General features: G+C 70.0%; 15 protein-coding genes and 3 pseudogenes. 10 read left to right on the forward strand and 8 right to left on the reverse strand.

Annotated features, from left to right (window positions below; all coding sequences use genetic code 11):
• The first annotated feature begins 53 nt into the window (after positions 1–53).
• The 5 genes and pseudogenes from AB0M67_RS28315 to AB0M67_RS28335 form a co-directional block, all read left to right on the forward strand.
• A complete protein-coding gene (locus tag AB0M67_RS28315; protein ID WP_365749946.1) occupies positions 54–683 on the forward strand; it encodes a TetR family transcriptional regulator in 630 nt (209 codons plus the stop codon).
• Positions 684–862: 179 nt separating this feature from the next.
• Positions 863–1,180: pseudogene (locus tag AB0M67_RS28320) on the forward strand (ATP-binding protein); the annotation flags it as partial.
• Positions 1,181–1,355: 175 nt separating this feature from the next.
• Positions 1,356–1,568, forward strand: a complete 213-nt coding sequence (locus AB0M67_RS28325; protein WP_365749948.1) for a hypothetical protein — start codon at positions 1,356–1,358, stop codon at positions 1,566–1,568.
• A 663-nt stretch (positions 1,569–2,231) separates the two neighbouring features.
• On the forward strand, positions 2,232–2,459 hold the full coding sequence (locus tag AB0M67_RS28330; protein ID WP_365749950.1) for a hypothetical protein: 228 nt from the start codon (positions 2,232–2,234) through the stop codon (positions 2,457–2,459).
• 69 nt (positions 2,460–2,528) lie between these two features.
• Positions 2,529–2,693 (forward strand): annotated as a pseudogene (locus AB0M67_RS28335) (helix-turn-helix transcriptional regulator); the annotation flags it as partial.
• Positions 2,694–3,883: 1,190 nt separating this feature from the next.
• On the opposite strand, the gene AB0M67_RS28340 reads toward AB0M67_RS28335, so the two are convergent.
• The 4 genes and pseudogenes from AB0M67_RS28340 to AB0M67_RS28355 form a co-directional block, all read right to left on the reverse strand.
• Positions 3,884–4,477, reverse strand: coding sequence for a TetR/AcrR family transcriptional regulator C-terminal domain-containing protein (locus AB0M67_RS28340; protein WP_365749952.1), 594 nt, complete (start codon positions 4,475–4,477; stop codon positions 3,884–3,886).
• An 89-nt stretch (positions 4,478–4,566) separates the two neighbouring features.
• Positions 4,567–5,057 (reverse strand): annotated as a pseudogene (locus AB0M67_RS28345) (SDR family NAD(P)-dependent oxidoreductase).
• Positions 5,054–5,527 carry a RidA family protein gene (locus AB0M67_RS28350; protein WP_365749954.1) on the reverse strand — a complete coding sequence of 158 codons (474 nt, stop codon included), beginning with the start codon at positions 5,525–5,527 and terminating at the stop codon, positions 5,054–5,056. Before AB0M67_RS28350 ends, AB0M67_RS28345 begins: the two are co-directional and overlap by 4 nt.
• Positions 5,524–6,741: an FAD-dependent monooxygenase gene (locus tag AB0M67_RS28355; protein ID WP_365749956.1), complete on the reverse strand. Its 1,218-nt coding sequence runs from the start codon at positions 6,739–6,741 to the stop codon at positions 5,524–5,526. Before AB0M67_RS28355 ends, AB0M67_RS28350 begins: the two co-directional genes overlap by 4 nt.
• Positions 6,742–6,892: 151 nt before the next feature.
• On the opposite strand from AB0M67_RS28355, the gene AB0M67_RS28360 reads away from it, so the two are divergent.
• On the forward strand, positions 6,893–7,165 hold the full coding sequence (locus AB0M67_RS28360; protein WP_365749958.1) for a hypothetical protein: 273 nt from the start codon (positions 6,893–6,895) through the stop codon (positions 7,163–7,165).
• 225 nt (positions 7,166–7,390) lie between these two features.
• On the opposite strand, the gene AB0M67_RS28365 is transcribed toward AB0M67_RS28360, so the two are convergent.
• Complete coding sequence (locus AB0M67_RS28365) at positions 7,391–8,296, reverse strand: NADP-dependent oxidoreductase (RefSeq protein ID WP_365749960.1); 906 nt, start codon at positions 8,294–8,296, stop codon at positions 7,391–7,393.
• A gap of 146 nt (positions 8,297–8,442) precedes the next feature.
• Here AB0M67_RS28365 and AB0M67_RS28370 point away from each other — a divergent pair, with 146 nt between their 5' ends.
• From AB0M67_RS28370 to AB0M67_RS28385, 4 genes are all read left to right on the forward strand, one after another.
• Positions 8,443–8,808, forward strand: coding sequence for a MerR family transcriptional regulator (locus AB0M67_RS28370; RefSeq protein WP_365749961.1), 366 nt, complete (start codon positions 8,443–8,445; stop codon positions 8,806–8,808).
• Between the two features lie 818 nt (positions 8,809–9,626).
• Positions 9,627–9,815, forward strand: a complete 189-nt coding sequence (locus AB0M67_RS28375) for an alpha/beta fold hydrolase (RefSeq protein WP_365749963.1) — start codon at positions 9,627–9,629, stop codon at positions 9,813–9,815.
• Positions 9,812–10,405, forward strand: coding sequence for an alpha/beta hydrolase (locus AB0M67_RS28380; protein WP_365749965.1), 594 nt, complete (start codon positions 9,812–9,814; stop codon positions 10,403–10,405). The genes AB0M67_RS28375 and AB0M67_RS28380 overlap by 4 nt, the downstream gene beginning before the upstream one ends.
• Before the next feature lie 337 nt (positions 10,406–10,742).
• Positions 10,743–11,585, forward strand: coding sequence for a PhzF family phenazine biosynthesis protein (locus AB0M67_RS28385; protein WP_365749967.1), 843 nt, complete (start codon positions 10,743–10,745; stop codon positions 11,583–11,585).
• Between the two features lie 58 nt (positions 11,586–11,643).
• On the opposite strand, the gene AB0M67_RS28390 is transcribed toward AB0M67_RS28385, so the two are convergent.
• The 3 genes from AB0M67_RS28390 to AB0M67_RS28400 form a co-directional block, all read right to left on the reverse strand.
• Positions 11,644–11,793 (reverse strand): Lrp/AsnC ligand binding domain-containing protein, encoded by a 150-nt coding sequence (locus tag AB0M67_RS28390; RefSeq protein WP_365749969.1) that lies wholly within the window; start codon positions 11,791–11,793, stop codon positions 11,644–11,646.
• Positions 11,794–11,871: 78 nt separating this feature from the next.
• A complete protein-coding gene (locus AB0M67_RS28395) occupies positions 11,872–12,726 on the reverse strand; it encodes a hypothetical protein (RefSeq protein WP_365749972.1) in 855 nt (284 codons plus the stop codon).
• Between the two features lie 275 nt (positions 12,727–13,001).
• Complete coding sequence (locus tag AB0M67_RS28400; RefSeq protein WP_365749975.1) at positions 13,002–13,202, reverse strand: hypothetical protein; 201 nt, start codon at positions 13,200–13,202, stop codon at positions 13,002–13,004.
• Positions 13,203–13,272: the final 70 nt, after the last annotated feature.

The following is a 13,272-nucleotide window of genomic DNA, read 5'->3' on the forward strand; positions in this document are numbered from 1 at the left end:
TCGCGTGATTCATTCAAACGTTCGTTTCAATCGAACGTCCGTATAGTACGCGCATGGCGCCACCCGATACCCGGACCAAGATCCTCGACGCGGCCGAGCACCTCTTCGCCGAGCACGGATACCGCGGTACCTCGGTCCGCGCGATCACCGACCTCGCCGGAGCGAACCTGGCCGCCGTCGCATACCACTTCGGCTCGAAGGCGGAACTCCTGGCCGCGGTCGCCCGCCGCGTGATCGAGCCCATCACCGCCGCACAGCGCGCCGGACTCGACGGACTGCTCGCCCGGACCCCGGACCCGCCGGTCGCCGAACTGGTGGGAGCGTTCGCAGGGCCGCTGTTCGACGGGATGCCGGCCGGCGACGAGGGCGGAGCCCGGACGTCCCGGCTGATCGTGACGATCCTCAGCGACCCGGCCGAGGAGGCGCGCAGCTGGACCGGCCCGGACGAGGACACGGTCCGCGAGCGCTACCTGGCGGCCTTCGGGCGCGCCCTGCCCGGCCTTTCCCCTGAGGAGCTGTTGTTCCGGATGCGGGGGATCCTCGCCGTGACGGCCGTGGACCGCGTCGAGGTCTACCACCGGCCCACCCCGGGCTGCCTGAACCCGTTGGCGGGCGAGACCGCCCGGCACTGGGCGATCACGTTCCTGGCGGCAGCGATGAGCGCGCCACCGACCGGGGCCTGACGACGCGGGTCGGCCGCTGCCGACCGGCGACGCCGGCGGGCGGCCGGACAGACAGATGGTCGCGCGGGCGCGGCCACCCGAGACGACAAGCGCGGCTACGGCAGCCCTCAACAGCGCGTCCTCGGCGGCGGTGCCGTCCGCTGGCGGGGGCGCGTGGTGGCGGCTGCCCGGCTCAGCGCAACGCGCTCCGGCACGGTGGCGACCCCGTCACCGTACGGCTGCGGACCGAGACGCGCTCGGACGGCGGCCCCCTGCTGATCACCGAGGTCCTCGACAACGGGCCGGGCATCAGCCCCGAGGTGCTGCCCCATATCTTCGACCGCTTCTACAAGGCCGACGCCGCCCGAACCCGCTCGGCGGGAAGCGGGCTGGGACTCGCGATCACACTGGAGAACGTACGGCTGCACGCGGGGACGGTCCGCGCCGGCAACCTGCCGGGCGGCGGAGCCGTCTTCACCGTCGAGATACCGCTCCGCACCGAGGAGGCGGACGAATGAGGCGCACGCGGGGGAAATACCGACGCGCTGCCGCAGTACTGCCGGCCGTACTGCTGCTCGGTGGCTGCGGAGAAGGGATGACGAGGCCGCCGGGCTGCGCACCTCACTGCCGCCGCGCGCCCCCGGCGATGGCGTGCGGCAGGAAGTCATTCCCCGGAGGGGTGTCAGGACCAGCGTGCCCGTCGCGCTGAAGGGTCTCGACGAAACCGCGCTCAAGCAGCTGATCTGCACCATCGCCTACGCGACGGGCCTCGATGGCCGTACGACCGTCCGGATGCGGGGACGAGACGGCTCCTCGGTATCCGACAGATGCGACCTCGGCATCAACACCGACGGCACGCCCGTGCGTTCGGAAACCGGGACCGGGCCGCCCCGCGGCACCGGGTAGACGCACACGCCACGAACACCACGGTCCGGGGACCGGAACTCGCGGGGCAGCCCAACCACCCACCCGGCCGACCGCACGGCCGCCGGGCCCGCACGTGTCGTTTCCGCGGGCCTGAGTCCTGGCACTGACGAGCAGTGCCAGGACCGTGAGCGGCGTTCGCGGCAACGAATCCGCTCTGCCTCCGGATAACTGGATTGCCCGCAGTACATCGGAGAGCCCCGCAGTTGGCACAGGCCGCCTGCGGACGCACGGTCAAACATCGGGTATGTCGTGCCGCCAGGTCAAGAGCGGGACACAGGTAAGGGAATCCGGGGCGGGCATGTGCCCTGAGCTGGGGCGAAGCAGATTGAGCCATGGCTGGAAGACCTGCCAGTACGCGGGACACTCTTGCGGAAATCTGTATATGACCGCAAACCGGGCGCGAAAAAGATGGGACAGATCTGCGGATACGTGACCTCCATTCGCCCTCTGACCAGGCAGAAGCAAGGGATACCGCCACCATCGAGCCCGGACCGCCAAAGGGACGCAAACGCGGATTGGCCCGATCAAGAGTTCGTACGACAGCCGCAGATGCTGCAACATCGCTACCCACGAGGGCGGCGGCAACCGTCCTGTGCAACCCAACTGTTCGCCCGCGGTACGAAGTTCGAAGAGGAAATTACGATGAGCAACACAGCCTGCGGCTCGCACCACGTCGCGCCCCGTCCCCTCACCCTCCCGGAAGTTGTCGTCGTCGTGGTGATCGTCATCGCCGCCACGTTTCTGGCTCTCGCCGGACTACAGGTCCTCAGCCTGATCGTCCTGATCGCCGAGGCAGCCGTACTCAGCGTTCGCCTGCTGCGCCAACTGCGCGGCAACAGCCGGGCCGAGCAGGGAATCGCGGAGGCCTGACCATCCATGGGGCGTCGCGAGAACCCGATCACCCAGTGCAGCAAATCCTTGCTCGCCCTGGTGACCTGGATGCGTGCCGCCCGCAATGACGCCGGGCTGACGTACGAACAGCTCGCCACCCGTACCGGATACAGCGGCGACGCCCTCGCGCGTGCCGCCTCCGGGCGCAGCGTGCCGCAGAACCTGAGTGTGGTCCTTGCCTACGCTCAGGCCTGCGGCCGCAGCGTCAAAGAGGCGGAACGGCTCTGGAAGCACGCCCGTCGGGACGAGGCCCGCGCCCAAGGGGTGCTCAGCGGTCACCGCGGCGGGGCGCACATCAGCGTCGCCAAGGACTTCGCCGACCTCCACTCCGCCATCCTCGATCTGTACCAGGACGAGGGAAGCCCTCCTTTACGGAGCCTGGATCCACGCCTCGGCGGGGTGGGGCGACTTCCTCGCAGCACGGCCGGACGGGTTCTCAAAGGCCGGTCGAGGCCCAGCCGCGATTTCGTCCTGGCCTTCGCCGAGGCCTGCGGGGTACGCAGATCCGACCTCGCGGAATGGGGCAAGGCATGGGACCGCGCGGAGGCCGACCGGCGCGGCACCCGCACACGCCACCGGAAGAAGGACCTTCTCATCACGCACGACCGCGTGACGCCGCGGGACCTGCAACTGCTGATGAGCCATCTGGAAGCCTCCGCACAGGAGCAGCCCCGGCTCAAACTTCTGGTAGCCATCCCGCACCCGAACGACGATGACGGGCAGAAGTCCGCCCGCATGACCCGTGAGCTTCTCGTCGACCAGGCGCAGAGGCGTGGAGAACTCGCCTGCCCCCAATGCCGTCGGCCATCGTTCGGGTATGACGGGACGAAAGGGTGGACCGCCGCACTCTGCGCCGGCTGTGCCCCCGGCCAAGACGCCGCGCCATCCACGTCCGACCCCCTGGACACCCCAACACTGGTCCTGAGAAGCCCCACCGCGGTTCCCCGCTCGCCGTTACCGCGTCGGATACCGAAGCAGTCCTGGCCCCGTCCCGCGGATCCCGGACCGGTACAGCCACAGAACGCGGACGCCCTGGCGACGCCCAGCGACCAGCCGGCCGCGAGTCCTGAACAGCGGGACTGGTTCGCCCCGTTCCCGAGTCCGGACCGACCGTCCAGGTCCTGGTCGTTCACCGACGGTCGGAGCGCCGGGGACACCGCGCCTGCGGAGCCTCCATCGACTCAGGCCCAGGCCCAGGGCCAAACGCGGCTGACCACCCGGATCCGCATCAATATCCCCGGGAGTAGGCCCATCCCGCCGATCGTCATGCGCACCCCTCCCACAAGTGACGACGTCTGACGGCACCCGCGGAAACGGCCCGGCGTCCCGTACGGCCGAGCCGAAGCGCCGCTTCGGACGTGCCGTCTCGTCCCGCGTTCGCGGGTCAGGATCTCGGGGGCAGGTCAGGCTTTTGGGGGCAGCAGTCGTGACAGTCCGTAGTGGAAGCGGTTGTCGAAGGAGTCCGCGACCATGAGGTGTTCGCCGATCCGGGCGAGGGCAGGGTAGCCGCCGGTGGCGACGAGGTCGTGGAACGAGCCGCGGGGGTTGCCGGAGGGGGTCTGCTGTTCCTGGGTGAGGCCGAGGGTGAAGTAGACGATCGACCAGCACAGGCGGGCGGCATCCGGTTCGGGGTGTCCGGCGTCCAGCAGGGCGCCGGCGATGGCGTCGCCGACGCGCAGGGTCTTGCCCGTGCCGGTGAAGGTGCCGGCGACCAGCCGGCCGCCGTCGCGGTGTGCGAGCAGGGCGTCCCGGTAGCGGGTGGCGACCGTGCGGGCCCGTTCGACGGGTTCGTCGGGCAGGTGGGTGACGTCGACAGAGCCCACGATGTGGTCGGCCATCGTCTCAATGAGCGTCTGCTTCGTCTTCACGTATGAGCTCACGGAGTTGAGGTGGGACCCGAGGGTGCGGGCGACTCCGCGCAGTGTCAGCTTGTCGAGCCCTTCGGCTTCGAGCGTGGTGAACGCCGCCTCGATCACGTCGTCCAGCGTCCAGCGCATCCTCGTGTCCCGTTCCGTTCTCCGTCACCCACCGACGATGTACCGGCTCATGGTACAAGCGGCCTGTTCAGACCCTGTTCAGGCCCTCTTCAGGCGCCGAACGCGGCCTGGGACACCGCGTCCCAGCGCTCCCACTCCTCGATCCTGGAGGCGTACTCCGCCCGGATCACGTCGAGAGGCCCCTTGCCGAAGAAGATCCGCAGGGGCGGTTCGTCGGCGTCGACGACGGTGAGGATCGCCGCGCGGGTGGCGGTGGGCTCGCCGCGCACTCCGGCCGGGCCCGTTCCTCGCTGATCTCCTCGACCATGCCGAACAGGCCGTAGCCGGCGTTGTTGACGACGACGTCGAGGCGGCCGAAGCGTTCGGCGGCCCGGCGTACGGCGGCGTCGACGGCCGCGCGGTCGGTGACGTCCAGCCGGAGCGGCAGCAGGTTGTCGCCGTGGGCGTCGACCAGGTCGTCGAACGCGCCGGCGGTGCGGCTCGTGGCGACGACCCGGTCGCCCCGTTCCAGGGCGGCTTCGGCCCACTGCCGGCCGAACCCCTTGGAGGCGCCGGTGATGAACCATGTCTTCGTGGTCATGTCGTGCTCCTGTGTTCCTCGGCGGCGTTCGGTGCCCGCCGGTCGTCCTGGGTGAGCGGAAAGTGCGCGGGGACGACGGCCAGGCCGTCGACCTCGATGAGCCATTCGGGTCGGCCGAGCGCCTGGACGCCGATGAACGTGCCGGCGGTACGGGGCCAGTGGCCGCCGAACGCCCGCCGTCCGGCGGCGAAGATGGGCTCGACCAGGTCGGGGCGGTGCCCCACGACGTGGATGGTGTTCTTCAGCAGGTCGTGCGGGCCGCAGCCGACCGCGGCCGGCGCGGTGGCGACGTTGCGGAACGCCTGCTCGGCCTGGGACACGTGATCGCCCTCGCCGACGAGCCGGCCCTCCGCGTCCAGGGCGATCTGTCCCGCGATCGCGACGACGGATCCCGTACGGGCGACCGAGAGATGGTGGTAGAGGCCGCCGACCGGAGGGGCCGGCGCGGGCGGGTCGACATGCTCGATCATGGTCGTGTCCCCTCGTAGAGGGTGTAGTCGGGCAGCGCGAAGCCGTTCGACAGACGGATCTGGTCGCGCAGCAGCACATCGCCGAGCGGCAGCCGCTCCTGGAGCGCCACCACGCCGCGCCGGAACGCTATGCCGGCCGGCGTCCGCGGCGTCATGGTCCCGCCGTTGTTCTGGCCGAACCGCTGGACGCGGGTGATCCATGGCCGCAGCCGCTCCTCGTACGCCCGCAGCCCGGCGGCGACGTCCCCCTGCGCCCGGGCCAGCTCGCCGGCGAGCACATAGGCCCCCACCAGCGCGATGGTCGTGCCGTGCCCGGACATGGGCGAGGCGCAGAACGCGGCGTCGCCGACGAGGGCGACGCGGCCCGACGACCAGTGCGGCAGGGCCACCTGGCTGCACGAGTCGAAGTAGAAGTCCGCGGTGTCCTCCAGCTGGTCGATCAGCTCGTCGGCGTGCCAGCGCATCCCGGCGGCGCGCGAGCGCACGACGGTCTTCAGCGCGGCGGTGTCGCGAGGGTCGTACCGGAACGGGGCGGAGCGGAAGGAGAGGAACGCCATCAGCTGCGTGTTGCCGTTCACGGCGCGGGCTCCGATGGTGCGGCCCGGTTCGGAGTACACCTCGGTCCAGTCGCACAGCCCCAGCGTGTTCCGCGCGGTCCAGAACGACAGGTAGTGGCCGAGGTGGCGCAGCCGCGCGCCGCCCGGGCCGAACGCCAGCGCGCGCACGCCCGAGTGCAGGCCGTCGGCCCCGACCACGACGTCGAAGCGGCGCGGTGCGGACTTCGCGAAGGTGACGTGCACGCCGTCGGGCCGGTCGTCGAGTGCGTCGATGCGGTCACCGAAGACGTACTCGACCGAGGCTTCGGTCGCCTCGTGGAGGATCTCCACCAGCGCACCCCGCAGGATCTCGGTCTCGGTCACCGGTCCGTCCCCGCCGAAGCCGTCCGCCCGCACCGATGCCTGCCGCCGCCCTCGCGCGTCCACGAACGACAGCCCGTCCGCGCGCGTGCGGGCGGCACGAACCACCTCGGCCAGGCCCGCCCGGGCGATCACGTCGCGTCCGCAGCCGCGGATGTCGATCAGCTGCCCGCCGGTGCGGCGCGCCGGCGCGGACTCGACGACGGTGACCTGCGCCCCGTACCGCGCCAGCCAGTAGGCGAGCGCCGGACCTGCGATGCCGGCGCCGGAGATCAGCGCCTTGATTCCGGACACCATTCACCACCTCCCATTTTTGGTCAGTGACCAATTCTCCCCTGCAAGTAGAGTTGGTCAATGACCAAAAGTCAAGCCCGCTCGTCGAGGGCGGGTACGGGGATCCGGCCCGGCCGATCCGTACCCTGACCACCTTGTACGAGGAGCATCAGCGATGCGTACCGACGTCACTTTCGACAGCGCGGGCCTTAAGCTCGCGGGATATCTGTACTCCCCCCGACCAGCCCGCCGACGGCCCGCACCCGGCGGCTGCACGGTCGCCGCGTCCGCGACCGAGCACCGGATCAAGGCCGTCGCCACGGTCAGCGCCTCCGACGAGGGGGACATCATGGCCCTGATCCGGGCGCTCTGCGGCATCATGCGGACCGGCGACGGCGACGCGGTCGTACCGGACGCCTGGAACGGCCGTGTTGCTGGGCCTGGGTGAGCAGTTCAGCGCCATCTGGACATGCGTCTCGCAGGGCTGTGCCCTCGTCGCCCGACGTCTCCCCCGCCGCCATACGTCAGCGGATGAAGCGGATAATTGTGCGGTCGGGGGGCGAGGGTGCTGACGCGGTTCTCGTACTCGCACCGTGCGGCGGGCCTCGCGCTGGGCCGGGACGACCACTTCCCGCGGCCGAAGCCGCGGGAAGCCCTGAACAGTGGGACAGACTCAGACGCGGACCACGATCTTCCCCCGCGTGTGTCCGCGCTCGGCGTACGCGTGCGCATCCGCGATCCGTTCGAGCGGGTAGGTCCGCTCGATGCGCGGTGTGTAGCGGCCCTGCCGGCCGAGTTCGCTTGCTTCTGTCAGGAGCGTGGAGTCGTTCTCCGCGTTGGCCAGACGCACACCCAGTCGATGCGCGTTGGCGTGGTCAGCGATCGTCGACACACGAGCGGGGTCGCCCACGATCGCGATGAGATCGGCCAGGGACCCGGAGGCCGCGGTGTCGAGCGCGATGTCGACACCGTCCGGAGCCAGGGTGGCGAGGCGCTCCATGAGGCCGGTGCCATAGGTGGTGGGAACGGCTCCGAGGGAGGTGAGGAACTCGTGGTTGCGCTCGCCGGCCGTCCCGATCACGGTGGCGCCCTGAGCCACCGCGATCTCGACCGCGGCACTGCCCACTCCTCCGGCGGCGCCCTCGATGAGAAGGGTGCGCCCCCGCAGGGGCCCGAGCGCCTTCAGCCCGCCCATCGCTGTCACGGATGCCAGACCGGCGCCGGCGGCCTCCTCGTCGGTCCACGTGGTGGGCGCGTGGGCCCAGGCCGAGAGCACCGCCAACTCCGCTGTCGCGCCGGTGACACCGCCCAGCCCGAAGACACGGTCGCCGATGCTCACCCCCCGCACGCCCTCACCGGTCTCGTCGACCACACCGACGGCCTCACGCCCAGGAATCGCGGGCAGGTCCACGGGGAGCACCTCGCGCACCGCGCCGGAACGCACCTTCCAGTCGACGGGATTGACGCCGGCCGCCGCGACGCGGACGCGGATCTCGCCGGGCCCGGGATGTGGGTCCGGCACCTCCTCGACCACCAGGGTCTCCACACCGCCGTACTCGTGATAGCGGACTGCGCGCATGACGTTCTGCCTTTCCACGCGGCCTGAACCGGCCGTCCATGAGATCAATGGGGTGAATGCTCGGCGAGCGCCGACGCCCACTACGCTAGAACCTCACGTTGGCGTCAGGTGCAAGTCGGGCGGGCCGCCCGAGCAGAGGAGGACCGGTGCGCATCGGTGAGGTCGCCGACAAGGCGGGAGTGAGCGTACGGGCACTGCGCTACTACGAGGAACAGGATCTGCTCCAGGCGCGCCGCAGCCCCGGCGGCCAGCGGCACTACCCCGACACCGCCATCCGCCGAGTCCGGCTGATCCAACAGCTGTACGCCGCGGGCCTCCCGAGCAGAGTGGTCCGCCAGGTGCTGCCGTGCGTGGACTCGGGTGAACCGTCCCCGGCGCTCCTGGACCAACTGGTGGCCGAGCGTGTCCGCATCGACCAGCGGGTCACCGATCTGCTCGCTGTGCGCGACCGGCTCGACGACGTGATCGCCATCACGCGTGACCCTGATTCCGACTGCTCTCACATGGAGTGAAGACTCGGTACTTGTCGCGGTCGTAGCCGCGGGGAGACGAAAGCGGCGCGAGCCTGCCCGGTGCCGGGTGGAGGATCATCGCCTTACGAAGCCGGGCCGCCGACCGCTGGTCCGGACGTGCAGGCGGGCACCCGCGGAACGACGGGCCCGGAGCCGGGGCGATCACGGCGGGGGGCCGCCGGTGGGCTTGGTAACCGGTCCCGGGGCCCGTCGATCAGCTGAGCGCGCGCAGTGCCAGCCGTATCACGCTTGTGATCCCTCGCCCGATCATGCCGAGCAGTCCTACCTCCGCGGCGAACTCCACGGCATCCGCGGCCGAGTCCGCCCGCTCCGGCCCAGAACGGCATCGGGAGCAGGAACGGGGCCAACGACGCTTTTGCACACCGCACTTCTTGCATATCGCCATGGCCTCATCCTCCCCCGTCACCACAGCCTCTGAGACCACGTGGTAGCTCGCGGTTGCCGAGTCCGGCGAGGAGCAAAGCAAGGAGCAAAGCGAGGAGCAAGAGGCCCTGTTGTCGAAAGGTCGTGTCGTCGTGGTCGCCGGGTCCACTCCGTCCGCTCCTGGGCGTGGCCGGTCTCACCCATCGGTTCGGGAACGCGGACCATGCCCCGGGTTGCGTTGAGTCGGGAGCCGGCTGACCGTCCGTCTTGCGATCCATCGGGCCGTCTTGCCGTAACCGCAAGATCCCGTGCCAGGTGAGGGGGTGCCTGGCAAGACTGAGCGCCTACCGACGCGGTCGCGTCCGGGACGGGTCTACGCGGCCAGACCGACAGCCAGCGGCCCGCAGCCGAATGCCCGCCTCACCACGATGGTTGTGGGCCGGCCGCCCGGTGACGCGTTGCACGACCGGCCGTGGCCGATCATGCCGGAACTCGCCAAGCACCACACCGTCTACGCCGTCGACCTTCCCGGACTGGGCGACAGCACCGGCTCACCGACCGGCTACGACAAAGCCACGCTGGCGCGGTACGTGCACACGCTGATCGCCGACCGCTCGGCGTGAGCGACGCGCGGGTCATCGGACACGACCTCGGGGCCGCGGTGGCATTCCAGTACGCCGGCCAGTTCCCCGAAGACACCGCACGCCTCGGTTACCTCGACCTGCCGCTGCCCGGGCCCGCGATCGACGCACCCACCTACCGCTCCCTGAGCTGGCACATCGCCTTTCACTCCCAGCGACGGGTCCCCGAGGCGGTCGTAGGCGACGATGTCCGCGCGTACCTGGCACTGTTCTATCCCCAGGTCGCGTTCGGTGGCACGGCATTCGGCGGCACCTCCGACCGCTCCCCGTTCACCGGCGCCGAGATCAACGAGTACGCACGAACCTACAGCCGGCCCAAGGTCCTGTCGGGCGGCTTCGAGCTCTACCGCGCCCTCGACAAAGACGTCCGCGACACCGTGGCAGCAGCTCCGGTGCGTGTCCCGGCGCTGCTCATGACCGCCCAAGGACAGCTCAACGCGATCCAGGGCACGGTGGCCCCGCGCATGACCAACATCGTACGGGCGGTGGACGTGCCGAACGCCGGGCACTGGCTCGTCGAAGAGAACCCCCGGTTCGTCACCGGCGAGCTACTGCGATTTCTCGGCGGATGACCACGCGACGCCGGACACCCGTGGACAGCCTGGACACGACACGGTCGGCCGACCTCGACCCCGGCGGTGACGACGGCGTCGGGGCCGTCCGGTGGTACGGCGCGTCCCGCCTGGCTCGCGGCGCCCGGCGGGGGGGGGGGACGGCACCACTTTCGCAACACGCCCCAGCGGTGGAAGCGGTGCCCGACTCGTCTTCAAGACACGGTTAATCAGTCCACTTTGCCGCCACTGGCTCTGTTCCGATCGCTTGAGCTCACGGTGGGATGGACCTGCTTCCCGCCGACAGGTGGAAAGGGCGGAATCCCCCGCAGCCGCTACCGAGAGGCTCTCGATAACCATGCCGCACACCCGCTCGTTCGCGCAGGTCGATGTGTTCTCCACGGTCGCCTACAGCGGCAACCCGGTTGCGGTCGTCCTGGACGGGACGGACCTGACCGACGGGGAGATGCGGCGCTTGGCGCGCTGGACGAACCTGTCCGAGACCACGTTCGTACTGCCTCCCACCACCCCGGAGGCGGACTACCGGCTGCGCATCTTCACGCCCCAGGACGAACTGCCGTTCGCCGGACACCCCACCCTCGGCTCCGCGCGCGCCTGGCTGGACGATGGCGGCACTCCGCAACACACCGACCACATCGTGCAGGAGTGCGCCGCCGGCCTGGTCACCGTGCGCCGCGGCACGGACACTCTGTCTTTCGCCGCGCCGCCTCGGGTCCGCGAAGGCGCGCTCGATGACACCTATCTGAACCGGATCGTCGCCGCGTTCGGCATCACGCGCGACCGCGTCGTGGCCCACCAGTGGGTCGACAACGGACCCGGCTGGGCCGTGCTCCAACTGCGCACCGCCGAGGAGGTCCTCGCCCTCGAACCCGACCTGTCCCTCATCCCGGACGCGATGATCGGCGCGATCGGGGCCTACCCCGATGGATCCGGACACAACTTCGAGATGCGCACTTTCGCCCCCGGTGCCGGGGTGCCCGAGGACCCCGCGTGCGGCAGCATGAACGCCGGCGTCGGGCAATGGCTCACCGGCACCGGCGCAGCACCCTCCACCTACCGGGTCTCCCAGGGCACCAGGCTGGGCCGAGCCGCCAGCATCGAGATCACAGCCGATGGGAACGGCACCGTCTGGGTAAGCGGCGCCGCCACCGTCTGCATCCGCGGCACTATCACCGTCTGACCCGCCCGCCGCCGTCCGTCCGCCGGTCCCCCGGTACACCGTGGTCAGGACGGGAGCGTCATGCGGTGTCCGACGAAAGCGTCTTCATCGTGACGTAGCTGGTCACTGTGGCCATGCCGGGCAGGCTGGCCAACTGGTTGGCGTGGAAGTCCTCGTAGGCGGACGGGTCGGCCACCTCGGCCCTGGTGTCCGCCGGTGACCACGTCATCGGACAATCGGCCTCCGGCGAGGGTATGAGGCGTGGGAAGCCCGCCGATGTTCTCGGTGATCGCGGTTTCCCCTCGGCTCAGCCGCTCTTGACGACGAGTGCGGCTCTCGTCCGGGGCTGCGTGGTGTTGATGTAGTAGTCCTCGGCAGCCCGCCAACGACTGATCCACTCCTCTGAGTCCTGGGCGCGTTCCCGCAGCCGTTGTAGGCAGATCTCGCGTGGGGTGTCGACATAGACGGTGAGGTCGTAGTAGGCGGACAGCTCCGGGCGGGCGGAGTAGACCCCTTCCACGATCACCACGCTCCGGGGAACGATCTCCCGCCAGCCCCCGAGTTGCCCGGTGGCCCAATCGTAGGTCTCGTAGCGGGCGGCCTGATGGGCCCGCAAGGGCTCCAGGACCTGAGCGCGGAGACGCTGCCAGTCGAAGTAGCGGTGGTAGCCCTCTTCGGCGTCAAGATGCTCGCGCTCGTGGTCGGGCATGGGACGGTAGAAGTCATCGCAGGGGATGACGACGCAGTCACCGATATATCCGGCCACGGCGGCGGCCAAGGTGGTCTTTCCTGACCCGCCGGCGCCGTCGATAGCGACGATCTTGATGTTGTCGCCGCGGGACGGGGCCTGCTGAAGGATGGCGTCACCGACGTCCGTCGCCTGCTCGATACCGTCCACGAACTGTTGGTGAACCCGTAGTTCGGTGGACCTGGCGGCACTCGACAGCACGATCGTCTTGGCCTCGGCCAGGGATCCCGGCCCGGCTCCGAGCAGTTCGCGTGTCACGGCGACCGCGTCGATGACACCTGTGCCGCGATCTCGCAGCAACTGCTGAACCGCTTCCATGCCGCTGCCCTGCTCCAGCAACGGCCGGCAACCCTTGACCAGGGAGGCGAGCCGCGCAGCACGCTCTGGAGCAAGGCCCCGGATGTCTTCGAACATGGAAACTCCCTGGTGAGCGAGGATCGGGCAGATGCCAAGCTACTTACGGGAGGTCCGAGGAAGCCAACCGTTTCCAGGCGACGCCGGCGTGACGAACGAGCGGGCCGCGACGCCATTCGCGGGTAACCGATCGCCGTGGATCGACCAGGACGGAAACGGGCAGTTGTCGCGGCGCGTAGCCCATGACGAGCCGGAATTGCTGGATCCGCCGGGCCCGGTCGTGCGTCATGGAGGCGGCGACGGGCCCCGGTGCGGGCGGATCTCCAAGAACGCCTTCAGAGCCTGAGGAGGCGCTCGGCGTTGAGGTGGGCGATCTTCTCCTTGTCGCCGGGGTTGATAGGCATGTGGTCCAGGAATTGACGAGCGGCCTTGTCGTTCGCCTGCCTGGTCAGATCGCCCGCGATCGACGGCTCAAGGATCTCGGGGCCGGGGCACGCGTGCGAGAGGATTTGCGCGTCGATCCCCGCCTCGTCCATAGCGGCGGCCCGCGCGGTAGCGGCCGGAGTGCGTTCGTACGCGGCGGTTGGGCACTGGCTACGGTGGCGG

This window comes from Streptomyces sp. NPDC051662, assembly GCF_040681655.1.
Taxonomy (GTDB): domain Bacteria; phylum Actinomycetota; class Actinomycetes; order Streptomycetales; family Streptomycetaceae; genus Streptomyces.